General features: G+C 69.5%; 21 protein-coding genes and 1 pseudogene. 13 read left to right on the forward strand and 9 right to left on the reverse strand.

Going from position 1 to position 22,858, the window contains the following annotated elements:
* Positions 1-6: 6 nt before the first annotated feature.
* Genes panB through pgi form a run of 3 tightly spaced genes read left to right on the forward strand, consistent with a single transcriptional unit; the run spans position 7 to position 3,225 of the window.
* Positions 7-834 (forward strand): 3-methyl-2-oxobutanoate hydroxymethyltransferase, encoded by an 828-nt coding sequence (gene panB / locus IEX13_RS04110; RefSeq protein WP_188661573.1) that lies wholly within the window; start codon positions 7-9, stop codon positions 832-834.
* Positions 831-1,682, forward strand: coding sequence for a pantoate--beta-alanine ligase (gene panC / locus IEX13_RS04115; protein ID WP_188661575.1), 852 nt, complete (start codon positions 831-833; stop codon positions 1,680-1,682). Before panB ends, panC begins: the two co-directional genes overlap by 4 nt.
* A gap of 28 nt (positions 1,683-1,710) precedes the next feature.
* Complete coding sequence (pgi, locus tag IEX13_RS04120; protein ID WP_188661577.1) at positions 1,711-3,225, forward strand: glucose-6-phosphate isomerase; 1,515 nt, start codon at positions 1,711-1,713, stop codon at positions 3,223-3,225.
* Between the two features lie 60 nt (positions 3,226-3,285).
* Here pgi and queG read toward each other — a convergent pair whose 3' ends face one another.
* Positions 3,286-4,383: a tRNA epoxyqueuosine(34) reductase QueG gene (gene queG, locus IEX13_RS04125; protein ID WP_188661579.1), complete on the reverse strand. Its 1,098-nt coding sequence runs from the start codon at positions 4,381-4,383 to the stop codon at positions 3,286-3,288.
* Between the two features lie 23 nt (positions 4,384-4,406).
* On the opposite strand from queG, the gene IEX13_RS04130 reads away from it, so the two are divergent.
* From IEX13_RS04130 to IEX13_RS04155, 6 genes are all read left to right on the forward strand, one after another.
* Positions 4,407-5,885 carry an NAD(P)H-hydrate dehydratase gene (locus IEX13_RS04130; protein ID WP_188661581.1) on the forward strand — a complete coding sequence of 493 codons (1,479 nt, stop codon included), beginning with the start codon at positions 4,407-4,409 and terminating at the stop codon, positions 5,883-5,885.
* Positions 5,882-6,343, forward strand: a complete 462-nt coding sequence (gene tsaE / locus IEX13_RS04135) for a tRNA (adenosine(37)-N6)-threonylcarbamoyltransferase complex ATPase subunit type 1 TsaE (RefSeq protein WP_188661583.1) — start codon at positions 5,882-5,884, stop codon at positions 6,341-6,343. The genes IEX13_RS04130 and tsaE overlap by 4 nt, the downstream gene beginning before the upstream one ends.
* Before the next feature lie 109 nt (positions 6,344-6,452).
* Positions 6,453-7,802: an N-acetylmuramoyl-L-alanine amidase gene (locus IEX13_RS04140; RefSeq protein ID WP_188661585.1), complete on the forward strand. Its 1,350-nt coding sequence runs from the start codon at positions 6,453-6,455 to the stop codon at positions 7,800-7,802.
* A 53-nt stretch (positions 7,803-7,855) separates the two neighbouring features.
* Positions 7,856-9,658, forward strand: coding sequence for a DNA mismatch repair endonuclease MutL (gene mutL, locus IEX13_RS04145; protein WP_188661588.1), 1,803 nt, complete (start codon positions 7,856-7,858; stop codon positions 9,656-9,658).
* Positions 9,658-10,602, forward strand: a complete 945-nt coding sequence (locus IEX13_RS04150) for a DUF1684 domain-containing protein (RefSeq protein ID WP_188661590.1) — start codon at positions 9,658-9,660, stop codon at positions 10,600-10,602. Before mutL ends, IEX13_RS04150 begins: the two co-directional genes overlap by 1 nt.
* A gap of 16 nt (positions 10,603-10,618) precedes the next feature.
* Complete coding sequence (locus tag IEX13_RS04155) at positions 10,619-11,503, forward strand: TraB/GumN family protein (RefSeq protein ID WP_188661592.1); 885 nt, start codon at positions 10,619-10,621, stop codon at positions 11,501-11,503.
* Here IEX13_RS04155 and rsxB read toward each other — a convergent pair.
* The 5 genes and pseudogenes from rsxB to IEX13_RS14395 all read right to left on the reverse strand — a co-directional run.
* The gene (gene rsxB, locus IEX13_RS04160; protein ID WP_308423889.1) at positions 11,482-12,117 is read right to left on the reverse strand and encodes an electron transport complex subunit RsxB; all 636 of its coding nucleotides are present in this window, start codon (positions 12,115-12,117) and stop codon (positions 11,482-11,484) included. The two genes, IEX13_RS04155 and rsxB, sit on opposite strands and share 22 nt — an antisense overlap.
* Positions 12,033-12,614 (reverse strand): electron transport complex subunit RsxA, encoded by a 582-nt coding sequence (gene rsxA, locus IEX13_RS04165; RefSeq protein ID WP_188661596.1) that lies wholly within the window; start codon positions 12,612-12,614, stop codon positions 12,033-12,035. Before rsxA ends, rsxB begins: the two co-directional genes overlap by 85 nt.
* Before the next feature lie 7 nt (positions 12,615-12,621).
* Complete coding sequence (metG, locus tag IEX13_RS04170) at positions 12,622-14,715, reverse strand: methionine--tRNA ligase (protein ID WP_188661598.1); 2,094 nt, start codon at positions 14,713-14,715, stop codon at positions 12,622-12,624.
* Positions 14,716-14,819: 104 nt separating this feature from the next.
* Positions 14,820-16,508 carry a TonB-dependent receptor domain-containing protein gene (locus tag IEX13_RS14390; protein WP_425489075.1) on the reverse strand — a complete coding sequence of 563 codons (1,689 nt, stop codon included), beginning with the start codon at positions 16,506-16,508 and terminating at the stop codon, positions 14,820-14,822.
* A 582-nt stretch (positions 16,509-17,090) separates the two neighbouring features.
* A pseudogene (locus IEX13_RS14395) lies at positions 17,091-17,744 on the reverse strand (TonB-dependent receptor plug domain-containing protein); the annotation flags it as partial.
* 77 nt (positions 17,745-17,821) lie between these two features.
* On the opposite strand from IEX13_RS14395, the gene apbC reads away from it, so the two are divergent.
* From apbC to dcd, 3 genes are read left to right on the forward strand one after another with little or no spacing between them, the layout of a single operon-like run.
* Entirely contained in the window at positions 17,822-18,910 is a 1,089-nt protein-coding gene (gene apbC, locus IEX13_RS04180; protein WP_188661602.1) for an iron-sulfur cluster carrier protein ApbC, read from the forward strand.
* On the forward strand, positions 18,910-19,566 hold the full coding sequence (locus tag IEX13_RS04185) for a DUF1287 domain-containing protein (protein WP_188661604.1): 657 nt from the start codon (positions 18,910-18,912) through the stop codon (positions 19,564-19,566). The genes apbC and IEX13_RS04185 overlap by 1 nt, the downstream gene beginning before the upstream one ends.
* Positions 19,563-20,132: a dCTP deaminase gene (gene dcd, locus IEX13_RS04190; protein ID WP_188661606.1), complete on the forward strand. Its 570-nt coding sequence runs from the start codon at positions 19,563-19,565 to the stop codon at positions 20,130-20,132. Before IEX13_RS04185 ends, dcd begins: the two co-directional genes overlap by 4 nt.
* 15 nt (positions 20,133-20,147) lie before the next feature.
* Here the strand turns inward: dcd and IEX13_RS04195 are convergent, their stop codons facing one another.
* Genes IEX13_RS04195 through IEX13_RS04205 form a run of 3 tightly spaced genes read right to left on the reverse strand, consistent with a single transcriptional unit; the run spans position 20,148 to position 21,409 of the window.
* Positions 20,148-20,309 carry a LiaI-LiaF-like domain-containing protein gene (locus IEX13_RS04195; RefSeq protein WP_188661608.1) on the reverse strand — a complete coding sequence of 54 codons (162 nt, stop codon included), beginning with the start codon at positions 20,307-20,309 and terminating at the stop codon, positions 20,148-20,150.
* 12 nt (positions 20,310-20,321) lie between these two features.
* Positions 20,322-20,744 carry an HIT domain-containing protein gene (locus tag IEX13_RS04200; protein ID WP_188661610.1) on the reverse strand — a complete coding sequence of 141 codons (423 nt, stop codon included), beginning with the start codon at positions 20,742-20,744 and terminating at the stop codon, positions 20,322-20,324.
* Positions 20,745-20,746: 2 nt separating this feature from the next.
* The gene (locus IEX13_RS04205) at positions 20,747-21,409 is read right to left on the reverse strand and encodes a dienelactone hydrolase family protein (RefSeq protein WP_188661613.1); all 663 of its coding nucleotides are present in this window, start codon (positions 21,407-21,409) and stop codon (positions 20,747-20,749) included.
* A gap of 99 nt (positions 21,410-21,508) precedes the next feature.
* Between IEX13_RS04205 and rimO the strand changes: the two genes are divergently transcribed.
* Positions 21,509-22,843, forward strand: coding sequence for a 30S ribosomal protein S12 methylthiotransferase RimO (rimO, locus tag IEX13_RS04210; protein ID WP_188661615.1), 1,335 nt, complete (start codon positions 21,509-21,511; stop codon positions 22,841-22,843).
* The last annotated feature ends 15 nt before the right edge of the window (positions 22,844-22,858 follow it).

Genomic DNA, 22,858 nt, shown 5'->3' on the forward strand with positions numbered 1-22,858 from the left:
GCCGCCATGTACGCCAACGAGCAAAAGGCCGCGCCGCGACCGCGCCTGACCGTACCCGGCCTGCGCAAGATGAAGGCCGAAGGCCGGCGCATCGTCTCGGTGACCGCCTACGACGCCGGTTTCGCGCGCTGCGTGGACAGCGCCGGCCTTGATTTTGTCCTGGTCGGCGATTCGCTGGGCATGGTCTGCCAGGGCCACGACAGCACCCTGCCGGTCACCGTGGCCGACATCGCCTACCACGTGGCCTGCGTGGCGCGCGGGCTGTCGTCGGCCCTGCTGGTCGCCGACCTGCCGTTCCAGGCCGACGCCACGCCTGGGGCTGCGCTGGAGGCATCCACGCGATTCCTGCAGGCGGGCGCGGCCATGGTCAAGCTCGAAGGCGCGGGGCCCAAGCTCGAGGTCATCCGCTTCCTGGCCGAGCGTGAAATCCCGGTTTGCGCGCACCTGGGGCTGACCCCGCAATCGGTGCTGCGCCTGGGTGGCTACAAGGTGCAGGGACGCGAACAAGCCGCCGCCGACCGCCTTGTCGCCGACGCCCATGCGGTCGCCGAAGCCGGCGCCGACATGCTGGTGCTCGAATGCGTGCCCTCGGCCCTGGCCAAACGCATCACCGCCGACATCCGGATACCCACCATCGGCATCGGCGCCGGCCCCGACTGCGACGGCCAGATCCTGGTGCTGCACGACCTGCTCGGCCTCAACAGCGGCCACCGGCGCCCGCGCTTCGTCAAGGACTTCCTGGCCGAAGGCGGTTCCATCGAAGGCGCCCTGCGCGCTTATGCCGACGCGGTGCGCGACGGCAGTTTCCCCGCCCCCGAACACGGATACGCATGATGCAAACCCATGACACGCTGGCGTCCCTGCGCGCGCAGCTTCGCCAGTGGCGCCGGGAAGGTGCCAGCGTCGGCTTCGTGCCGACGATGGGCAACCTGCACGCCGGGCACTTCGCGCTGGTCGAACTGGCGCGCAAGCACGCCGACAAGGTGGTGGCCAGCATCTTCGTCAACCCCACCCAGTTCGGTCCCAACGAGGACTACGCGCTGTATCCGCGCACGCCGCAGCGCGACATCGACGCACTGGCGGCGCACAAGTGCGACGCGCTGTTCCTGCCCGACGTCGAGCAGATGTATCCCTTCGGCACCATGGGCTGCGTGCAGATGCACGTGCCCGGCATCACCGACATCCTGTGCGGCGCCCACCGGCCGGGCCATTTCAACGGCGTTGCCCAGGTGGTGGCGCGGCTGTTCAACATGGTCCAGCCCGACCTGGCCGTGTTCGGCCGCAAGGATTACCAGCAGCTGCAGGTGGTCCGCTACATGGCCCGCGAGATGAGCTTCCCGGTCGAGATCATCCCGGCGCCGACGCTGCGCGAACCCGACGGCCTGGCCATGAGTTCGCGCAACCAGTACCTGCAGGGCGACCAGCGCCAGACCGCCACGCACATCCACCGCACGTTGCTGTTCATGCGCGACGCCGCCCGCCAGGGCCTGCCGGTGCGCGGCATCGAGGACGAGGCGCTGTCGCGGCTCGAAGCCGCCGGCTTCGACGTGGACTACGTCGAGGTGCGGCGCGCCGACCTGTCGCGGCCACGTTCGCCGGACGAGCCGGGCCTGCTGGCCCTGGTCGCGGCGCGGCTGGGCCGCACCCGCCTGATCGACAACCTGGCCTTCGACGACGCATGAGACGGTACGTCACCTCCTGGATGCACGCATGCTGACCGACGGACACTGGCAGGCCCTGAAGCAGCACGGTGAGCGCCTGGCGGCCAAGCCGCTGGCCGAACTGATGGCCGCGGAGCCGGCGCGGGCCGGCACCTGGGCGCTGCGCGTGGGTCCGATCCACGCCAGCTTCGCGCGCCAGCGCATCGACGACGCCGCCTGGGCGCAGCTGCAGTCGCTGGCGAACGTGGCCGGGCTGGGTGCTGCGCTGGCGGCCTTGTTCGACGGCGAAATCGTCAACCCCACCGAAGGCCGCCCGGCGTTGCACAGCGCGCTGCGCGGCGACGTCGGCCGCGGCCAGGCCGCGCGCGCCGCCGCCGCCCAGGCCCGCGAAGCCCGCGAGCGGGTGGACCAGTTGCATGCCCGCCTGGCGGACAGCCCGGTCACCGACATCGTCAGCGTCGGCATCGGCGGCAGCGACCTGGGGCCGCGCCTGGCCGTGGACGCCCTGCGTGATTTCCACGACGGCCGCTTCCGCGTGCACTTCCTGACCAACGTGGACGGCAGCGCCGCACGCCACCTGCTGGCCGACCTGGACCCGGCACGCACCGCGGGCATCCTGGTGTCCAAGAGCTTCGGGACCCAGGAAACCCTGCTCAACGGCGGCATCCTGCGTGACTGGCTGGGCGGCACCGATCGCCTGTACGCGGTCAGCGCCAACATCCCGCGCGTCGAAGCCTTCGGTATCGCGCCCGACCGGGTGCTGCCGATGTGGGACTGGGTCGGCGGGCGCTATTCGCTGTGGTCGGCGGTGGGTTTCGCGCTGCAACTGGCGATCGGCCACGACGGGTTCGCGCGCCTGCTCGAGGGCGCGGCGATGATGGACAAGCACGTGCGCGACGCGCCGCCGGCGCGGAACCTCGCGGCCTGGCACGGCCTGTTCGCGGTCTGGAACCGCAACGCGCTGGGCGCCGCCAGCCATGCCGTGATGCCCTACGACCAGCGGCTGGCGCTGCTGCCGGGCTTCTTGCAGCAATTGGTGATGGAAAGCCTGGGCAAGTCGGTGCGCATCGACGGCAGCCCGGTGCCGGTCCACACCGTGCCGGTGCTGTGGGGTGGGTCGGGCACCAACGCCCAGCACAGCTTCTTCCAGGCCCTGCACCAGGGCACCGACATCCTGCCGGCCGATTTCATCGGCGTGGTGCGGCCGGCGCATGGTTTCGACGACAACCACCATGCGCTGCTGGCGAACCTGCTGGCGCAATCCGAAGCACTGGCCAACGGTTCGCCCTCGGACGACCCGCACAAGCGTTATCCCGGCGGCCGGCCGAACACCCTGCTGCTGCTCGACGAACTGACGCCGTATTCACTGGGCGCGCTGCTGGCCATGTACGAACACAGCGTCTACGTGCAGTCGGTGATGTGGAGCATCAATGCCTTCGACCAGTGGGGCGTCGAGCTGGGCAAGAAAGTCGCCGGCGAGCTGCTGCCCGCGGTCGCGGGGGATGCGGAGCCAGCGGACCCGGTGACCCGCGCCCTGGTCAACGAAATCCGCTCGCGTCGCTGAAAACCGGGGTCATGAAAACCGGTGTCGGGGTCGACTCTGCCGCCGACCGACACCTCGGTTTCACCGCCTACGCTCAGGCGGTGGAAGTCGACTCCAACCCCGGTTTTCGTGGTGGGCCAGGGCCCAGGCGACATGTTCGCGGACCAGGGCGCTGGGGTGGTCGCGGCGCGAGGCAAGCGCGGCCAGTACCTCCGGGGTGGTCGGCGCATTGCCCAGGGCCACGGCAAGGTTGCGCAGCCAGCCTTCGTGGCCGGTGCGGCGGATCGCGGAGCCTTCGGTGCGCTGCAGGAACTCCTCCTCTTCCCAGGCGAACAGCTGCGCCAGGCTGGCCTGGTCCAGGCCATTGCGGGCGCGGAAATCCGGTTCGTCGTGGCGCACGGCGAACTTGTTCCAGGGGCAGGCCAGCTGGCAATCGTCGCAACCGAAGATGCGGTTGCCGATGAGCGGGCGCAGTTCCTCGGGGATCGCCTCGCGCAGTTCGATCGTCAGGTAGCTGATGCAGCGGCGCGCATCCACCCGGTAGGGCGCGACGATGGCGCCGGTCGGGCAGACCTCGATGCAGCGCGTGCAGGTGCCGCAGTGTGCGCTGGCGGGGGCATCCACCGGCAGCGGCAGGTCGGTGTAGATCTCGCCCAGGAAAAACCAGCTGCCGGCGCCGCGGTTGATCAGGCAGCTGTGCTTGCCTATCCAGCCCAGGCCGGCGTCGCGGGCGAGCGCACGTTCAAGCACCGGTGCTGAATCCACGAACGCGCGATAGCCGAAGGGCCCGGTTTGTCCGGCGATGCGGTCGGCCAGCTTCTGCAGGCGGTTGCGCATCAGCTTGTGGTAGTCGCGGCCCAGGGCGTAACGCGCAACGTAGGCGCGCTCGCCTTCCGCAAGGGTCTGCCAGGCTGCGTCGTCCTCGCCGGTGCCGTAGTCGAGCCGCACGGACACCACGCGCACGGTGCCCGGCACCAGTTCGGCGGGGCGCGATCGCTTGTCGCCGTGGCGGGCCATGTAGGCCATGCGCCCGTGCTGGCCCTTGGCCAGCCAGTCGCGCAGGTGCTCGGCATCCTGGTCCAGCGTGACGCCTGCGATGCCGACCTGCTGGAAGCCAAGCTCGGCGCCCCAGGCCTTGATGTCTTGGGCCAGGGCAAACATGTCGGCCGGGTCGTGCATGCCGGCAAGTATAGAATCCCGGCATGGCCGACATGTTCCCCCTTTACCGCGCCGACCAGGTGCGCGCGATGGACCGACGCGCGATCGAGCAGTGGGGCATCCCCGCGCTCGAGCTGATGACCCGGGCCGGCGCCGCCGCCTGGGCGCTGCTGCAGGCGAAGTGGCCGCAGGCGCGTCGCATCGGCGTGGCCTGTGGCCCGGGCAACAACGGCGGCGATGGTTACGTGCTGGCGCGGCTGGCGCGCGACGCCGGCTGCCAGGTGCACCTGGTGTCGGCGCCCGGGGGCAGCCCGCGCCGGAATCCGGCCCGCGCCGCGCTGGCGGCCTGGCGTTCGTCCGGGGGCCGGGTCGATTCCTTCGACGGCATGCTGCCGGACGTGGACGTCTGGGTGGATGCGATCTACGGCATCGGCCTGTCGCGCCCGCCCGCAGATGCCGTGCGCGCGCTGATCGAGCGCATCAACGCCAGTCGCCGGCCCGTGCTGGCGCTGGACGTTCCCTCGGGCCTGGATGCCGACCGTGGCCATGCCCCCGGCGTGGTGGTCCAGGCGCATACCACCCTTTCCTTCGTCGCCGGCAAGCGCGGCCTGTACACCGGGCAGGCACGGGACGTGGATGGCGACGTGCGCGTGGACCGGCTGGGCCTGCCGCCGATCGACACCGACCAGGACCCGCCCGCGGCCTGGCTGGTTCGCGACAAGGATCTTTCCGCCTGGCTGGCACCGCGCCATGCCAACGCGCACAAGGGCGAACACGGCCACGTGCTGTGCATCGGCGGTGAAGTGGGCATGGGCGGTGCGGTGCGCCTGTGTGCCGAAGCCGCGCTGCGCACCGGCGTCGGCCTGGCCAGCGTCGCGACCCGCAGCGCCGGCGTCGCCGCCCTGGTGGCCGCCCGCCCCGAGGCGATGACCCATGCGGTCGAAGACGCCCAGGCGCTGGCGCCGCTGCTTGAGCGCGCCAGCGTGCTGGCCGTGGGGCCCGGGCTCGGGCAGGGGGCGTGGGGCCGCGCGCTGCTGGCGGCTTCGGTCGCCACCGGCAAGCCGGTCGTTCTCGATGCCGATGCCCTGAACCTGCTGGCTGCGGCACCGGCAACCCTTCCCCAGGCCGTGCTCACCCCGCATCCCGGCGAAGCCGGTCGGCTGCTCGGATGCAGCACCGCCGATGTCCAGGCCGACCGTTTCGCGGCCGCCGACGCCATCGCCATGCGCTACCAGGCGGTGGTGGTGCTCAAGGGCGCCGGCAGCCTCGTCGCAGCGCCGGGCCGCGTGCCGGTGGTCATCGGCGCCGGCAATCCCGGCATGGCCACGGGGGGAATGGGGGACGTGCTGTCGGGCGTCATCGCCTCGCTGCTGGCGCAGGGCTTGCCGGCCTTTGAAGCGGGCGTCGCCGGGGCGCTGCTGCACGCGACCGCTGGCGATGCCGCCGCCCGCGTGGACGGCGAGCGCGGCCTGCTTCCCTCCGACCTCTTCCCGCACCTGCGCCGCCTGGCCAACCCCGCATGAGCGAACGCGACATCTTCCTGGCCGACGCCGGGGCCACCGACGCCCTGGGCCGGCAGCTGGCCGGCAGCCAGCCGCCGGGCGCCGTGGTGTTCCTCGACGGCCCGTTGGGCGCCGGCAAATCCAGCCTGGCCCGGGCCTGGCTGCGCGCCCTGGGGGTCACCGGCGCCATCAAGAGCCCGACCTACACCCTGGTCGAACGTTACCCGTTGCCGGCCGGCGGCGAAGCGGCCCACCTGGACCTCTACCGCCTTGCCGAGGCCGGCGAACTGGACTTCCTGGCCCTGGATGAACTGGCCGACGCCCGCCTTTGGCTGGTTGAGTGGCCCGAACGGGCTGCGCTGGGCCTGCCGCCGCCCGACCTGCGGATCCGCCTGGCCCTGGCCGGGCCGGGGCGTTCGGCCCGGCTGCAGGCCACCAGCGCCCGAGGCGAGGCCTGGCTGGCCGCCATCCCCGGATAGTGGGTTTGGGGCCACCTTCTTACCCATTTCCTAGGAAGGTGGGGCAGGTCCCGGATTCCAAAGGAAAAAGTCCTTGCATTCCCCCGGGTGCGGTGCTTCAATCGGCCCCATGCGCCGGAACCGGGTCCTTGCCATTTCTTTCGCCGCCCTGCTGGGCGGCGCTGCCTTCGCGGCCCAGGCCGCGCAGCTGCGCGGCGTCACCCTGGTCGAAGGGGAGACCGGCACGCACGCGGTGCTCGATCTGTCGGCCCCGGCCGACTACAAGGTTTTCACCCTGGCCAACCCGCACCGCCTGGTGCTGGACCTGTCGGACTCGACGGTGGCCGGCGGATTCCGGGCGCCGTCGCCCAACGGCCTGGTTTCGGGCGTGCGCATCGGCAAACCCGCCGAAGGCGACCTGCGCGTCGTGCTCGACCTGGGCAGCGCCGTGCAGCCGCGCAGCCGCATCGAACGCGAAGGTGATTCGGCCCGCCTGATCGTCGAACTGATTTCCAACGACCGCCCCAGCGGCACGCCCGCGGTGGCGCGCACGCTCGAGGACGTCATCGGCCCGGGCGAGCGCAAGCTGGTCATCGCCATCGACGCCGGCCACGGCGGCAAGGACCCGGGCGCGATCGGCCCGAGCCGCAAGTACGAAAAGGACATCACCCTGGCGATGGCGCGCGAACTCGCCCGCCAGGTGAACGCCGACCCGGGCATGGAAGCCTTCCTGGTGCGCGACGGCGACGTCTTCATCCCGCTGCACGAGCGCTATCAGAAGGCGCGCGAGGCCCAGGCCGACCTGTTCATCTCCGTGCACGCCGACGCCGCCCACAACAAGGCCGCCAGCGGTGCTTCGGTGTACGTGCTGTCGCTGCGCGGCGCCTCGTCCGAAGCCGCGCGCTGGCTGGCCGACCAGGAAAACGCCGCCGACCTGGTGGGCGGGGTTTCGCTCGACGCGCGCGACAAGAACCTGGCCGCGGTGCTGCTCGACCTGTCCCAGAACGCCACCATGCGCGTGTCCGACGACGTCGCCGACGAAGTACTGTCGGCGCTCAAGGGCATGGGCAAGACCCACAAGAAGCAGATCGAGCGCGCCAACTTCGTCGTGCTGCGTTCACCCGACGTGCCCTCGATGCTGGTCGAGACCGGCTTCATCACCAACCCCGGTGAAGAAACACGGCTGTCCGACCCGGCCTACCGTGGCCGCATGGCCACCGCCATCGTCTCGGGCGTGCGCAATTATTTCGCCAACCAGGCGCCCCCGGGCACCTGGTATGCCGCACGCCAGGGCACCCTGGGCGGCAGCCGCCAGCACGTGGTCAGCCGCGGCGAAACCCTCAGCCTGATCGCCCAGCGCCATGGCGTGCCGATGAACTCCATCCGCGCCGCCAACCGCCTCCAGGGCGACACCGTGAAGGTGGGCGAACGCCTGACCATCCCGGTGGCCAGCGCCACGCTGGCCGGCCTGCCCGAGTAAGCCACGCCGCCGCTGTTATCATCGGGCCTGTTCCCGTACAGGCCCCGCGCGACGTGCCGATCCAAGCCCTGCCCGACACCCTGGTGAACCAGATCGCCGCCGGCGAAGTGGTCGAACGCCCTGCGTCGGTGGTCAAGGAACTGGTCGAGAACGCGCTCGACGCCGGCGCCCGCCGCGTTGACATCGACCTTGAAGAAGGCGGGGTGCGCCTGATCCGGATCCGCGACGACGGCGGCGGCATTCCGTCGTCGGAACTGGCGCTGGCCATCTCGCGCCACGCCACCAGCAAGATCACGTCCATCGAAGACCTCGAGGAAGTCGCCACCCTGGGCTTCCGCGGCGAAGCGCTGCCGTCGATCGCTTCGGTCAGCCGCTTCGCGATCAGTGCGCGGCCTCGCGGCGAAGACCAGGGCGCGCGGCTGGAGGTCGATGGTGGCCGCGTCGGCGAGGTGGTGCCGCATCCGCATCCCGAAGGCACCACGGTGGAGGTGCGCGACCTGTTCTTCAACGTGCCGGCGCGGCGCAAGTTCCTGCGCGCCGAACGCACCGAACTGGGCCACATCGAAGAATGGCTGCGTTCGCTGGCGCTGGCGCGCCCCGGCGTCGAACTGCGCATCAGCCACAACGGCCGCGCCAGCCGCCACTACAAACCGGTGCGCGACGGCGGCGAACGCCTGCGCCGCGTCGCCGAAGCGCTGGGCGAGGATTTCACCCGACAGTGCCTGGCCATCGAACACGCCGCCGCCGGGCTGCGCCTGCACGGCTGGGTCGGCCTGCCGACGGCCGCGCGCTCGAGCGCCGACCAGCAGTATTTCTACGTCAACGGCCGCGCCGTGCGCGACCGCACCGTTGCCCACGCGGTGCGCCAGGCGTACTCGGACGTGCTGTTCCACGGCCGGCATCCGGCCTTCGTCTTGTTCCTGGAATGCGACCCGCGCCAGGTGGACGTCAACGTGCACCCGGCCAAGCACGAGGTGCGGTTCCGCGAACAGCGCCTGGTGCACGAATTCATCTACCGCACGCTGCACGAAGCGCTGGCCTCGACCCGCGCCGGCGTGGCGGCGGCGGCCGCGGCCGCTCAATCGCCGGCCCTGGCCATGCCTTCCGGCTTCGCCGCTTCGCCCGGTGGTGGCGGCTGGTCACCGCGCCAGGATGGGCTGGGACTGCCGGTGCGCGAAGCGATGTCGGCCTACGCGTCGCTGTACCGTGCGCCGGAACCGGGCCAGGCTGGCGTGGCCGCGGCGCCGGCGGAGGCGGCCAACCAAGGCGAGGCGCCGCCGCTGGGATACGCGCTGGCGCAGCTGCACGGCATCTTCGTGCTGGCGGAAAACCACCACGGCCTGGTGCTGGTGGACATGCACGCCGCGCACGAGCGCATCACCTACGAACGCCTGAAGTCCGCGCTCGACGGCGAAGGGATCCGCAGCCAGCCGCTGCTGGTGCCGGTGTCGCTGGCAGTGAGCGAACGCGAGGCCGATGCCGCCGAACAGCATGCCCAGGCCCTGGCAGACTACGGCTTCGAGATCCGCCGCGCCGGGCCGCAGGCCCTGTCCATCCGGTCCGTGCCCAGCCTGCTGGCCGACCTGGACCCGCGCAGCCTGGCGCTGGACGTGCTGGCCGACCTGCGCGAACACGGCAGCAGCCGCAAGCTCGAACAGGCCCGCAACGAACTGCTTTCCACCCTGGCCTGCCACACCTCCGTGCGGGCCAACCGGCGGCTGACGCTGCCGGAAATGAACGCCCTGCTGCGCGACATGGAAGCCACCGAGCGCAGCGGGCAATGCAACCACGGCCGGCCCACCTGGGTGCAGCTGAGCAAGGCCGAACTCGACCGACTTTTCCTCAGGGGACGCTGATGCGATCGATCCTGCTGCCTGGACTGGCCCTCTCCGCCGCGCTTGCCGGCTGCGGCGGTGGCGACGGTGAAAGCACCGCCGGCAGCGCCGGCGCCGAACAATCCGCGCGCAACGCCTACGAACGCGAAATCCGCGCGTGGCGCGAAGAACGCGTCGAGCGCCTGGTGCGGCCCGATGGCTTCCTGTCGCTGGTGGGCCTGCACTGGGTCGGCCCCGGCAGCACCTTCGTCGGATCGGCCAAGAGCAACGGCACCCGGCTCACCCTGGGTCCGCCGCAGCTGGGCATGCTCCATCTGGAAAAGGACGGCCGTGCCCGCCTGGACATCGCCGAGGGCGCCGAGGTCTGGGTGGACGGCGAACCGGCCACAGGCAGCGTCGAGCTGGTGTCCGATGCCCGCGGCAAGCCCACCGTGGTCGCCTTCAACCGCGGCGACGCCAGTTTCCTGCTGATCGAACGTTCGGGCCGGCACGCCCTGCGCGTGCGCAATGCCATGGCGAGCACCCGCACCGGGTTCCCGGGCATCGACTATTTCGACATCGATCCGGCGTTCCGCTTCCAGGCGCGCTTCCAGGCGCATCCGCCGGGCAAGACCCTGGACATCGTCAACATGCTCGGCATGGTCGAACCGATGGCCAACCCGGGCCGGGTGTCGTTCGAAAAGGACGGCGTGTCCTACAGCCTCGAGGCCCTGGACGAAGGCGACGGCCGGCTGTTCTTCGTCTTCGCCGACCGCACCAGCGGCCACGAAACCTATGCCGCCTCGCGCTTCCTGTATGCCGAACCCGCCGGAGCCGACGGTCTGACGGTGCTGGACTTCAACCGCGCCTACAACCCGCCCTGCGCCTTCACCGCCTATTCGACCTGCCCGATGCCGCCGCCGGAAAACCGGCTGGACCTGCGGATCGAGGCCGGCGAAAAGAAGCCGCTGCCTTTCCCCCGATAACCTAGGACACCCCCCGATGCGCCTGGCCTGGATCGCCTGCCTGCTGTCCCTCACCGTCGCCGCCGGCTGCGCCCGCGCCGAACCGCCGCGTCCGCTGCTGTGGAAGGTCAGCGACGCCGACAACAGCGTTTACCTGCTCGGTTCCTTCCACCTGCTGCGCAAGGGCGACTACCCGCTGGCGGCCAGCACCGACCTGGCCTTCGAAGACGCCGAGTCGCTGGTGTTCGAACTGTCGCCGGCCGAAATGAACGACCCGGCGCTGGGCCAGTTGATGGGGGCCGCGGCGCGCCGCGACGACGGCAAGCGCCTGCAGGACACCGTGGACGCGGACACCTGGAGGCGGCTCGAGGCCTGGTCGGCGCGTCGCGACGTGCCACTGGAAAACCTGCAAGGGTTCGACGCCTGGTTCGTCAGCCTCACCATCTCCCTGCTCGAAATGCAGGCCCTGGGCCTGGATCCGCAGCTTGGCCTGGACCGTCATTTCGCCCGGCGCGCCACCGCCGCCGGCAAGGCCACGCAGGGCCTGGAGACCGGCGCCCAGCAGATCGCGCTGTTCGAGGGCATGGATCCAGCCCTGCAGCAGCAGTCCCTGGAAGACGTGCTGCTGGACGCGGAGAAGATGGAGGAGAACATCAACCGCCTGCACGACCTTTGGCGGCGCGGCGACGTCGACGGCATGGAAGCGGAAGCCAACCAGCGCATGCGCGACGAATACCCCGAGCTCTACGCCCGCATCAATCGCGACCGCAACCTGGCCTGGCTGCCGGTGCTCAGCCAGCGCCTGGATGGCGGCGGCAAGGACGAAGACGTGCTGGTGGTCGTGGGCGCCCTGCACCTGCTGGGCGACGACGGCCTGGTGCAGCTGATGCGCGAAGCCGGCTACACCGTCGAGCGGCTCTGAACCACGGGCCGCGGCCAGCGGTACTCGCTGGCCCGCGGCGGCGGCGGCACCAGTTCGATGCAGTCGACGGGGCAGGGCGGCAGGCACAGTTCGCAGCCCGTGCACAGTTCCGGGATCACCGTGTGCATGCGCTTGGGCGCGCCGATGATCGCGTCCACCGGGCAGGCCTGGATGCACTTGGTGCAGCCGATGCAGTCTTGCTCGACGATCAGCGCCAGCAGCGGCGGCTTGATGGCGCCGTTTTCCGGATTCACCGGTTTCGGCTCGCGCCCCAGCAGGTCCGCCAATGCGCGCACGCCGGCTTCGCCGCCAGGGGGGCATTGATCGATATCGGCCTCGCCGGCGGCGATGGCCTGGGCGTAGGGCTTGCAGCCCGGGTAGCCACACTGGCCGCACTGGGTTTGCGGCAGCAGGCGGTCGATGCGTTCGACCATCGGGTCGGCCTGCACCCGGAAGCGAACCGTGGCCCAGCCCAGGATCGCCCCGAACAGGGCCGCCAGGCCCACCACCACCAGCACCGAAAGCCCCATCAGGCCGGCACCATGCCGGTGAAGCCCATGAAGGCCAGCGACATCAGCCCGGCCGTGACCAGGGCGATCGGCGTGCCGCGCCATGCCGCGGGCACGTCGGCGGCCTCGAGCCGTTCGCGCATCGACGAAAACAGCACCAGCACCAGGCCGAAGCCCACCGCCGCGCCGAAGCCGTAGCAGACGGCTTCGAACAGGCCGCGGCGCGCCTGCACGTTCAGCAGGGCCACGCCCAGCACCGCGCAGTTGGTGGTGATCAGCGGCAGGTACAGGCCCAGCACGCGGTAAAGGCGGGGGCTCTGGCGGTTCATGACGGTTTCCGTGAACTGCACCACCGCGGCGATGACCAGGATGAAGCCCAGGGTGCGCAGGTGTTCCAGGCCCAGCGGCAGCAGCAGCCAGTGGTGCACGCACCAGGCCAGCGCCGCCGACAGGGTAAGCACGAAGCCGGTGGCCAGGGCCATGCCGTAGGCGGCGTCGAGCCGGCGCGAGACGCCCATGAAGGGGCACAGGCCCAGGAACTTGACCAGCACGAAGTTGTTGACGAACACCGCGCCGACCAGCAGCAGGGCGATGTCGTCCATGGCGGCCTCAGCGCACCGGCATGCCGGCCTCGGCGCTGGCGTCGGCGCCCAGCAGGGCCAGCGCGCCGCCGTCGTGGCCGGCCGAGAGGATCATGCCTTCGCTAAGGCCGAAGCGCATCTTGCGCGGCGCCAGGTTGGCGATGAACACCACGTGGCGGCCGACCAGGCTTTCCGGTTCGCCGTAGCTGGCGCGGATGCCGCTGAAGATCTGCCGCTGGCCCAGGTCGCCGGCGTCGAGCAGGAAGCGCAGCAGCTTGTCCGAACCTTCCACGTAGCCACATTCGATGACCTTGCCGATGCGCAGGTCGAGCTTGGCGAAGTCGTCGATGCCGATGGTGGCGGCCCCGCCGGCCGGCTTGGCATCGGCCTTGGGCGCGGACGCGGTGGCCCTGGTGGCGGCCGTGGCCGGCTCCGCGGCGGGCTTGAGGTCTTCCTTGCTGGCGTCTGTCATGGCTTCAATGTTCTTGGGGTCGATTCGGGTCATAAGTGCTTGGAAGGGCTCGATCGCGTGGCCGAGCAGCGGCGCGGCGACGTCGTCCCAGTGCTCCACCGGGGCGCGCAGGAAACCTTCGGCGCGCGCCACCGTGCCAGGCAGCACCGGCTTGAGCGCGGCCGCCAGCACGCGGAACAGGTTCAGGCCCTGGCTGCAGACGGCCTGCAGCTCGGCATCGGCGCCTTCGCGCTTGGCGATGACCCAGGGCTTGTTTTCGTCGATGTAGCGATTGGCTTCGTCGGCGAGCGCCATGACCTGGCGCATGGCCTGGCCGTATTCGTCGCGCGCGTAGCTGGCGGCGACGTCGCGCGCCCCGGCGACGAAGCGCGCGTACATCGCCGGGTCCGGCAGCGTGGCGGCCAGCTGGCCATCGAAACGCTTGCTGATGAAACCGGCGCAGCGGCTGGCGATGTTGACGAACTTGCCGACCAGGTCGGCGTTGACGCGGGCGACGAAGTCCTCGAGGTTCAGGTCCAGGTCCACGACGCCGGCGCCGGTCTTGACCGCGAAGTAGTAGCGCAGCGCCTCCGGGTCCAGGCCCTGGTCGAGGTAGGTGCGCGCCATCACGAAGGTGCCGCGCGACTTGCTCATCTTGGCGCCGTTGACCGTGAGGTAGCCGTTGACGTGCAGCGCGGTCGGCGGCCGCAGGCCGGCGCCGTGCAGCATGGCCGGCCAGAACAGGCCGTGGAAGTTGATGATGTCCTTGCCCAGGAAGTGGTGCATTTCCGTGGGCGCGGCGCCGGCCGGGTTGCGCGCCTCGTCGGTGAAGGCGCCGAAGTCCAGGCCGGCCTTCGCGCACAGGGCCTTGAACGAGGCCAGGTAACCAATGGGTGCGTCGAGCCAGACGTAGAAATATTTGCCCGGTGCATCGGGAATCGGGAAGCCGAAGTAGGGCGCGTCGCGGCTGATGTCCCAGTCGCGCAGGCCACCCTCGAGCCATTCCGCCAGCTTGGCCTTCACCGCCGGGTGGGCGACGTCGCCGGCCAGCCATTCGCGCAGGAAGGCTTCGAACCGGCCCAGTTCGAAGAAGTAGTGCTCGGAGTCGCGCAGTTCCGGCGTGGCGCCGGACACCACCGAACGTGGGTTCTTCAAGTCGGTGGGCGCATAGGCCTTGCCGCAGACCTCGCAGTTGTCGCCGTACTGGTCGGCGGCGCCGCAGTTGGGGCAGTCGCCCTTGATGTAGCGGTCGGGCAGGAACATCTGCCGCTCGGGGTCGAACAGCTGCTTGATCGACCGGCTGGTGATCGCCTTCGGCCCGTGGCTGCCGTCGCGCAGGCGCGTGTAGATGAGGCTGGCAAGCTCGCGGTTTTCGTCGGAATGGGTCGAGTGGTAGTGGTCGAAGTCGACGCCGAAACGTGCGAAGTCGGCCTCGTGCCCGGCCTGGATGCCGCGGATGAAGTCCTCCGGCGTCATGCCGGCCTTTTCGGCGGCCAGCATGATCGGGGTGCCGTGGGCGTCGTCGGCGCAGACGAAGTGCACTTCGCCGCCGGCCATTCGCCGGGCCCGCACCCAGATGTCGGCCTGGATATAGCCCACCAGGTGGCCAAGGTGCAGGGGGCCGTTGGCGTAGGGCAGGGCGGTGGTGACGAGGGCGGGACGGGGCGTCATCGGGGCTCGGGTCGGTCAGCGGGCCGCCATTATCCCACGCGCGCGGGCAAAAAAAGGGCCCGGCTTTCGCCGGGCCCTTGGTCATGCGACCAGTGCAGCAGGTATTACCAGGTGAACTCGGCCTGCACGAAGACCTCGCGGCCGATCGGGCTGTAGGCGCGCCAGAAGAACGGGTAGGTGAAGTAGGTGTCGTCCTTCGGGGCGAGCTTGTCGAGCACGTTGTTCACGATCAGGCTGGCGCGGAAGTTTTCGGTGAACTCGTAGCCAACGTTGAGGTTGTACACGTGGTACGGGGCGATGCGGCCGGTTTCCGCCCAGTTCGGCAGCGAGCCGTAGCGGGTACCGAACACGGTGACGTCGAGGTCCTTGTACTCCCACGACACGCTGCCACGCATGCGGCTGCGGAAGTCGAAGTTGGTCAGGTCGTCGCGGTAGCTGTCGCGCGGCTCACCCTGGAACTCGGCGAACTTCTGGTCCAGCACGTGCGACCAGCCAAGCTGGAAGCCGAAGTTGCCCCAGCGGTCGGTGTCGATCGTGTAACGCAGGCTCGCGTCGATACCTTCGTTGGACAGGTAGGAGCGGTTGATCGGACCGCGGTTCACCTGCTCGATGCGGCCGTCGTTCGGCCCGCCCACCGTGCGGATCACGCTGCTGATGATGAACTGGCAGAAGGTCGAGCTGCCGTCCACCGGGTTGCCCTGGCGGTCGACGCCCAGGCGGCAGTCGGCTTCGTTCTGCAGGATGTAGGCCGAGCTGATGTCGCCGACCACGCCTTCGAGTTCGACCTTGTAGTAGTCAACCGTCAGCGACAGGTTGTCCACGACGTCCCAAACGAAACCGAAGGTGTAGGACTGACCCTCTTCCTCCTCGAGGTTCGGGTTGCCCTGGCGAACACCGAAGGCCGTGTAGTTGTAGGCCGCCTGGTTGCCGCACTGGGTGACCGTGAAGCCGGCGTTGCGGCAGGTGTACTCGTCGAAGATGCCCGAGAAGAAGCCGCTTTCGTCGGCGAAGACGAAGTGCATGTCCGGGGCGCGGAACGAGGTGGAGTAGGCGCCGCGGATGAGCAGGTTGTCCAACGGACGCCATTCCAGGCCGGCGTTCCAGGTGAACGCGTCGTCGACCTGGGTGATGTCGTCGTACAGGTCGTAGCGCGCCGCCAGGGTGGCCTTGAAGGTGTCGTGCAGCGGGATCGCGAACTCGGTGCCGAAGGCGTAACGATCACGCTCGCCGCCGCCGCCGGTGCCGGTCAGGTTGTAGATGATGTTCTGGCCCGGGAGGATGCGCGGGTCGGCGTTGAGCTCGTATTCCTGCGTGCCCATCTCGAGCACCGCCGCGAACGCCAGCGGACCGGCCGGCAGTTCGAACAGGTCGCCGCTGACGACGAACTGTGCGTTGGTGGCGCTGGAATCGGCGCGGGTCTTGACGATCGTGGACAGCGCGTTGAACTCGGCCGGGGTGATCGGGTTGAAGTAACGATCCTGGTTGAGTTCATACACCGGGTAGGCACCGAAGAACGGATCCGCGCCCGGCAGCTGCGGGCCGAGGAAGAAGTCCGTCAGGGCCTGGGCCAGGAAGCGCGGGCGGTCGCTGTCGGTTTCATAGCGCGAATGGCTAAGCACCAGGTCCCACGAGTAGCGGTCGTCGGCGAAGGAGCCGCGCAGGCCGGCCGCGAAGTCCATCGCCTGCTCGTTGTAGATGGTGCGCTGGGCGTTGACGCCGCCGGTTTCGTTCGGGGTGAAGATGCGCTGGCCGTCGAGGATCGAGCCGAAGTTCGGGTCGTAGAACAGCGGCACCGACCAGAACTGGGTGTTGGAGGCGGTGGAGGCCTTCGAATCCCAGACGTTCAGGCTGACGAAGCCCTGGGTGTTGTCGGTGATGTCCAGGGTGCCGTAGATGTAGCCCGAGATGTTCTCGTCGGCGTTGCGGATGGCCTGGGTCGCCGGGTAGCCGTAGTAGCCGCACCAGGTGCCGTTGTTGGCGGGATTGGCATTGCCGGTGCGGGTGTCGGGTTCGAAATCACCGCCCCAGCGGTCGCAGGTGGATTCAAGGGTCTGGCCGGGCTGCCAGACCTGGCTGCCGGGGCCGGTGCCGACCAGGCGGTCGCGCAGGCGGATGCCCTGCACGGCGGTGGCATTGGCTGGATCAACCGTCGGGTCGTCGCGGTAGGAGTCCATGAAGTCACGCTCGGAGGCGAACATCTCGCCGCGCTCGTAGTACTCCACGGCGTAGGTCAGGCTCCAGCGGTCGCCGGTGTTGCCGCCCACCCACTGGATGTTGTTGGTCGGCGAACCACCGCGGGTCGGCCGGCCGGTCAGGTAGGACAGGTACTGACCTTCGAAATTGGTCTTGAGCACGATGTTGATCACGCCCGCGACCGCGTCGGAACCGTAGATGGCCGATGCGCCGCCGGCGAGCAGCTCGATGCGCTCGACCGCCGCGGTCGGGACCGACGACAGGTTCACGAAGTTCGACTGGCCGTTGTAGGGCAGCGGATAGTCCGCGGCGCGACGGCCGTTGATCAGGGTCAGCACGCGGCCCGGGCCCAGGCCGCGCAGGTTCAGCACCTGGGCGTTCGGGGTGAAGCCGTTCTGGAAGAGTTCGTTCTGGATCGAACCGGTGGTCTGGGTCAGCGTGTTCAACGCGTCATAGACGGTGTTGAAACCCTCGGCCTCGATCTGGGCGGCCGTGATGACGGTGACCGGCGACGGACCCTCGATCTCGGCGCGCTTGATGCGCGAACCCACGACCTCGACGGTGTCGAGCTGGGTGGTTTCCGCGGAACCCTCTTCTTCCTCATCGGCCGCTTCCTGGGCAAACGCAGCGCCGCAGGCGAACGGGATGGTCAGGGCAAGGGCAAGGGAACGCGCCAGCACCGAACGACGGTACCCGGCAATTGGAGCAGTAGTCATTGGACCCCCTAGAATGGACACGTTGTTATATGGATCTGGTGAATGTTGCTGTCCGGCATTGCCCAACCCCGGCGCTGCCTTAACCGGAACGTAACACAAGGCTGGGCCGAATTGCATCATGACTTCCGGCCTATTCGCAAAGCTGAACCCCGGAAGCGCAAATCCGTCACGAAGTGCCGGAAAAACAGGAGCTTGAGATGCCCTTGAACGAACAATCCGTCCGCGCCGCACTGGCCGCCATCGTTGATCCGCACACGGGTCGCGACCTGGTCGCCCAGTCCAGCGTGCGGGGCATCGGCCTGGACGGTGACCGGGTGGCGGTCGAGCTGCTGCTGGGTTATCCGGCGGCCGGCTGGCACGACGCCCTGGCCAGCCAGGTCCGCGGGGCCCTGGAAGCCCTGCCCGGCGTGGCCCGGGCAACGGTCTCGGTGGCGTCCCGGGTCCAGGCCCACAAGGTGCAGAAGGACCTGACCCCCTTGCCGGGCGTTCGCAACATCATCGCCGTGGCCTCGGGCAAGGGCGGGGTGGGCAAGTCCACCACGGCGGTCAACCTGGCCCTGGCCCTGCAGGCCGAAGGCGCCACGGTCGGCGTGCTCGACGCCGACATCTATGGCCCGTCCATCCCCAAGATGCTGGGCCTGGAAGGCCGCCCCGACAGCCCGGACGGCAAGTCCATCGAACCCAAGCGCAACCACGGCCTGCAGGCGATGTCGATCGGCCTGCTGGTCGGCGAGGACACCCCGATGATCTGGCGCGGCCCGATGGTCACCCAGGCGCTCCAGCAATTGTTGAACGACACCCGCTGGGACGGCCTGGACTACCTGGTCATCGACCTACCGCCCGGCACGGGCGACATCCAGCTGACCCTGGCCCAGCGCGTGCCGGTATCGGGCGCGGTCATCGTCACCACGCCCCAGGACATCGCCACCCTGGACGCGCGCAAGGCCCTGCAGATGTTCGCCAAGGTCGAGGTGCCGGTGCTGGGCATCGTCGAGAACATGGCCGTGCACACCTGTTCGAGCTGCGGCCATACCGAGCACGTCTTCGGCGCCGGCGGCGGCGAGCGCATGGCCGCCATGTACGACGTGCCGCTGCTGGGGGCCCTGCCGCTGGACATCCGCATCCGCGAACAGGCCGACTCGGGCACCCCCACCGTGGCCGCCGATCCGGAATCCCCGCTGGCGCTGGTCTACCGGGACATCGCCCGGCGCACGGCGGCCCGGCTGTCGCTGGAGGCGCGCAACAAGGCCATCGGCCTGCCCAACATCGTCATCCAGAACACCTGATGCCCGCCATCCTGCGCCTGCTGCCGTGCCTGCTGGTCCTGCTGGCCGGGCCCTGCCTGGCCCAGGCCGGCCAGGTCGAACGCGTGCTGGCCGCCGCCCATGGCCAGGTCGGCACGACCCTTCATTACGACGGCAGCTACCGCCGGCTCGACTACCCCGGCGGGGACGTGCCGGCGGACCGGGGCGTGTGCACCGACGTGGTGGTCCGGGCCCTGCGCGCGGCCGGCCTGGACCTGCAGCAGGCGGTGCACGAGGACATGCGCCGGGCGTTTTCCGCCTATCCGGCCCTGTGGGGGCTGTCGCGGCCGGACCGCAACATCGACCACCGGCGGGTGCCGAACCTCGAAACCTGGCTGCGGCGCCAGGGCCATGCCCTGCCGGTGGGCAACGAAGCCGGCGCCTTCCGTCCCGGCGACCTGGTCAGCTGGCGCCTGCCCAACGGGCTGCCGCATATCGGCATCGTCTCGGACCGGCGCGCCGAGGACGGGTCGGGGCGATGGCTGGTCGTGCACAACATCGGCGCCGGCACCCGGGTCGAGGACGTGCTGCTGGCCTGGCCGGTGGTGGGGCACTTCCGCCTGTTCCGCGACGTGCCGGCGGCCACGGGGGCGCCGGAGCCAGTAGAATCCCGGCTTTCGCCCAGGACCCGAGAATGAGCATCAAAGCCGACAAGTGGATCCGCCGCATGGCCGCCGAGCAGGGCATGATCGAGCCCTTCGAACCGGGCCAGGTCAAACACGCCGCCGACGGCCACCGCATCGTCAGCTACGGTACGTCCAGCTATGGCTACGACGTGCGCTGCGCGCGCGAATTCAAGATCTTCACCAACATCAACTCGACGATCGTCGACCCGAAGGCCTTCGATCCGTCGAGCTTCGTGGACGTGGAGTCGGACGTCTGCATCATCCCGCCCAACAGCTTCGCGCTGGCGCGCACGGTCGAGTTCTTCCGCATCCCGCGCGACACCCTGGTGGTGTGCCTGGGCAAGAGCACCTATGCGCGCTGCGGCATCATCGTCAACGTCACCCCGCTCGAGCCCGAGTGGGAAGGCCACGTGACCCTGGAGTTCAGCAACACCACGCCGCTGCCGGCCAAGATCTATGCCGGCGAAGGCGTGGCGCAGATGCTGTTCTTCCAGTCCGACGAAGTCTGCGAAACCAGCTACCGCGACCGCGGCGGCAAGTACCAGGGCCAGACCGGCGTCACCTTGCCGCGCACCTGAGGCCTGGCGCCGGGGTCAGGTCTTCCTGACCAGCATGTTGATGCCCAGGGCCACCAGCACCAGCGGCCACCAGTCGAGCAACATTTCCCAGACGCGGAAATTGGGCACGAGGTTGTTGGCCAGGAGCAGGACGCCGAGCACGATCAGGATGATGGCGGGGATGAGGTTGGCTTTCATGCGGGGTCCGGTTCAGCGGCCGGGATCGTCCAGGCCTTTGCGCAGGGACGATACCAGCGCTTCGCGCGCCGCGTCAGGATAGGGCTGGCGCGGGCCGCTGCCCCAGACCGGGCCCGGCCAGGCGGCGTCGCCTTTCCGGCGCGCCACCACGTGCACATGCAGCTGGCGCACGATATTGCCCAGCGCGCCGATGTTGAGCTTGTGCACCGGGCCAAGCGCGCGCAGGGCGCGCCCGGCGAGGTTGATCTCGGCCAGCAGCAGGCGCTGGGCGTCGCCGTCCAGGTCCAGCCATTCCTCGGCGTCCGGCAGGCGCGGCACCAGCACCAGCCAGGGGAAGCGGGCATCGTCCATCAGCCGCAGCTGTGAAAGCGGGCCGTCCGCGACCAGCACCGAGTCGCCCGCCAGCCGCGGGTCGAGGCGGAAGCCGCCGGGCATGGTCAGCGCAGGTTCTTCTGCAGGAACATCAGGGTGCGCTGCAGGGCCTGCTGGGACGCCTCGGCGTTGTAGTCGGCGCGCTGGTCGCAGTCGAAGCCATGGCCGGCACCCGGCCAGACGTGGATTTCGGCGCCCGCCAGCGCGTCGCGGTGTTTTTGCACGTCTTCGGGCGGGATGATCGGGTCGTCTTCGCCAAAGTGCAGCAGCAGCGGCGCCTTGGGGCGTTCGCCCAGCAGGGGCACGGTGCGTCCGCCGTAGTAGCTGACGGCGGGCAGGCCCAGGCGGGTATTGGCCAGGTAGGCGACGGAGCCCCCCCAGCAGTAGCCGACCACCGCGACCCGGTTTTCCGCTTCGAGCATGTCGTAGGCCCCGCGCACGCCGTCGAGGGCGCCGTTGAAGCCCAGCTCTTCGGCGATCGCCCGGCCCCTGGCCACCGATTCTTCGTCGTAGGCCAGTTCGGTGCCCGGGTGCACCCGGTCGAACAGGGCCGGGGCGACGGTGATGTAGCCGTAGTTGGCGAACCGGTCGGCCTGGGCCCGGATGTAGTGGTTAACGCCGAAGATTTCATGCACCAGGATGATGGCGCCGCGCGGCGTGATGTGCGGCCTGGCCTGGTAGCCGGAAATCCGCCCGTGGCGGGTGTTGATGGAAATCGATTGGCCCATCGCCGCTTCCCCCGGTTCAGCTGTCCCCGGCGCCTAGCCTACACCGGCCGGGGCGCCGGGGGAGGGTATACTCCGCGCCCCCGCCCCGAACCCGCGCCCATGTCCGCCAGCCAGCCCAAGGTGGGCTTCGTCAGCCTCGGCTGCCCGAAGGCCCTCGTCGACTCCGAACGCATCCTCACCCAGCTCCGGGTCGAGGGTTACGACATTGTGCCCAGCTACGACGACGCCGACGTGGTGGTGGTCAATACCTGCGGCTTCATCGATTCGGCCGTCGCCGAAAGCCTGGACGCCATCGGCGAAGCCCTGGCCGAAAACGGCAAGGTCATCGTCACCGGCTGTCTGGGCAAGCGCCCCGAGCAGATCCTGCAGGCGCACCCGGACGTGCTGTCGATCAGCGGCCCGCAGGACTACGCCAGCGTGATGTCGGCCGTGCATGCGGCCCTGCCGCCCAAGCACGACCCCTTCGTGGACCTGGTGCCGGACTACGGCCTCAAGCTAACGCCGAAGCACTACGCCTACCTGAAGATTTCCGAAGGCTGCAACCACCGCTGCAGTTTCTGCATCATCCCCTCGATGCGCGGCGACCTGGTTTCGCGCCCGGTGGACGAGGTGCTGCGCGAGGCCGAAAAGCTGGCGCGCGGCGGCGTGAAGGAGCTGCTGGTGGTGTCCCAGGACACCAGCGCCTATGGCGTCGACCTGCGCTACGCCGCGCGCGAATGGCGCGGCAAGTCCTACCAGACCCGCATGAAGGGCCTGTGCGAGGGCCTTTCCGAACTGGGCCTGTGGACGCGCCTGCACTACGTGTACCCCTACCCGCACGTGGACGACATCATCCCGCTGATGGCCGAGGGCAAGCTGCTGCCCTACCTGGACATCCCGTTCCAGCACGCCAGCCCGCGCATCCTGAAGCTGATGAAGCGTCCCGGCGCGGTGGAAAAGACCCTCGAGCGCGTGCAGCGCTGGCGCGCCATCTGCCCCGAGCTGACCATCCGCAGCACCTTCATCGTGGGCTTCCCCGGCGAAACCGAGGAAGACTTCGAACAGCTGCTGGCCTTCATCGACCAGGCCGAACTCGACCGGGTCGGCGCGTTCGCCTATTCCCCGGTCGACGGCGCGGCGGCCAACGCCCTGCCGGACCCGGTGCCGGAAGAGGTGAAGCAGGAACGGCTCGCACGCTTCATGGCCCTGCAGGCGGAGATCAGCGCCGAGAAGCTCGAGCGCAAGGTCGGCACCGTGCAGCGCTGCCTGGTGGACGCCATCGATGGCGAACTGGCCATCGCCCGGTCGATGGCCGACGCGCCCGAAATCGACGGCCTGGTGCAGATCCAGGACGGTGAAGCCGCGGGCCTGAGGGCCGGCGACTTCTGCGACGTGCGCATCATGGGCAGCGACGAGCACGACCTGTTCGGCCTGGTGGGCGACGACGAGGAGTGAACCCGTAGGTGCCCC

This window comes from Arenimonas soli (genome assembly GCF_014643775.1).
GTDB classification, from domain to species: Bacteria; Pseudomonadota; Gammaproteobacteria; order Xanthomonadales; family Xanthomonadaceae; genus Arenimonas; species Arenimonas soli.

Coding starts and splice junctions, on each gene's coding strand:
- tsaE (WP_188661583.1), top strand. CDS start 5,882: ATGAGCGAACGCGACATCTTCCTGGCCGACGCCGGGGCCACCGACGCC.
- IEX13_RS04200 (WP_188661610.1), bottom strand. CDS start 20,744: ATGCCCGGCGGCTTCCGCCTCGACCCGCGGCTGGCGGGCGACTCGGTG.
- IEX13_RS04150 (WP_188661590.1), top strand. CDS start 9,658: ATGCGATCGATCCTGCTGCCTGGACTGGCCCTCTCCGCCGCGCTTGCC.
- metG (WP_188661598.1), bottom strand. CDS start 14,715: ATGACGCCCCGTCCCGCCCTCGTCACCACCGCCCTGCCCTACGCCAAC.
- IEX13_RS04140 (WP_188661585.1), top strand. CDS start 6,453: ATGCGCCGGAACCGGGTCCTTGCCATTTCTTTCGCCGCCCTGCTGGGC.
- rsxB (WP_308423889.1), bottom strand. CDS start 12,117: ATGGCGCGGCACGCCGATCGCCCTGGTCACGGCCGGGCTGATGTCGCT.
- IEX13_RS04155 (WP_188661592.1), top strand. CDS start 10,619: ATGCGCCTGGCCTGGATCGCCTGCCTGCTGTCCCTCACCGTCGCCGCC.
- apbC (WP_188661602.1), top strand. CDS start 17,822: ATGCCCTTGAACGAACAATCCGTCCGCGCCGCACTGGCCGCCATCGTT.
- rimO (WP_188661615.1), top strand. CDS start 21,509: ATGTCCGCCAGCCAGCCCAAGGTGGGCTTCGTCAGCCTCGGCTGCCCG.
- rsxA (WP_188661596.1), bottom strand. CDS start 12,614: ATGGACGACATCGCCCTGCTGCTGGTCGGCGCGGTGTTCGTCAACAAC.
- IEX13_RS04185 (WP_188661604.1), top strand. CDS start 18,910: ATGCCCGCCATCCTGCGCCTGCTGCCGTGCCTGCTGGTCCTGCTGGCC.
- panC (WP_188661575.1), top strand. CDS start 831: ATGATGCAAACCCATGACACGCTGGCGTCCCTGCGCGCGCAGCTTCGC.
- IEX13_RS04130 (WP_188661581.1), top strand. CDS start 4,407: ATGGCCGACATGTTCCCCCTTTACCGCGCCGACCAGGTGCGCGCGATG.
- panB (WP_188661573.1), top strand. CDS start 7: ATGTACGCCAACGAGCAAAAGGCCGCGCCGCGACCGCGCCTGACCGTA.
- IEX13_RS04195 (WP_188661608.1), bottom strand. CDS start 20,309: ATGAAAGCCAACCTCATCCCCGCCATCATCCTGATCGTGCTCGGCGTC.
- IEX13_RS04205 (WP_188661613.1), bottom strand. CDS start 21,409: ATGGGCCAATCGATTTCCATCAACACCCGCCACGGGCGGATTTCCGGC.
- dcd (WP_188661606.1), top strand. CDS start 19,563: ATGAGCATCAAAGCCGACAAGTGGATCCGCCGCATGGCCGCCGAGCAG.
- pgi (WP_188661577.1), top strand. CDS start 1,711: ATGCTGACCGACGGACACTGGCAGGCCCTGAAGCAGCACGGTGAGCGC.
- queG (WP_188661579.1), bottom strand. CDS start 4,383: ATGCACGACCCGGCCGACATGTTTGCCCTGGCCCAAGACATCAAGGCC.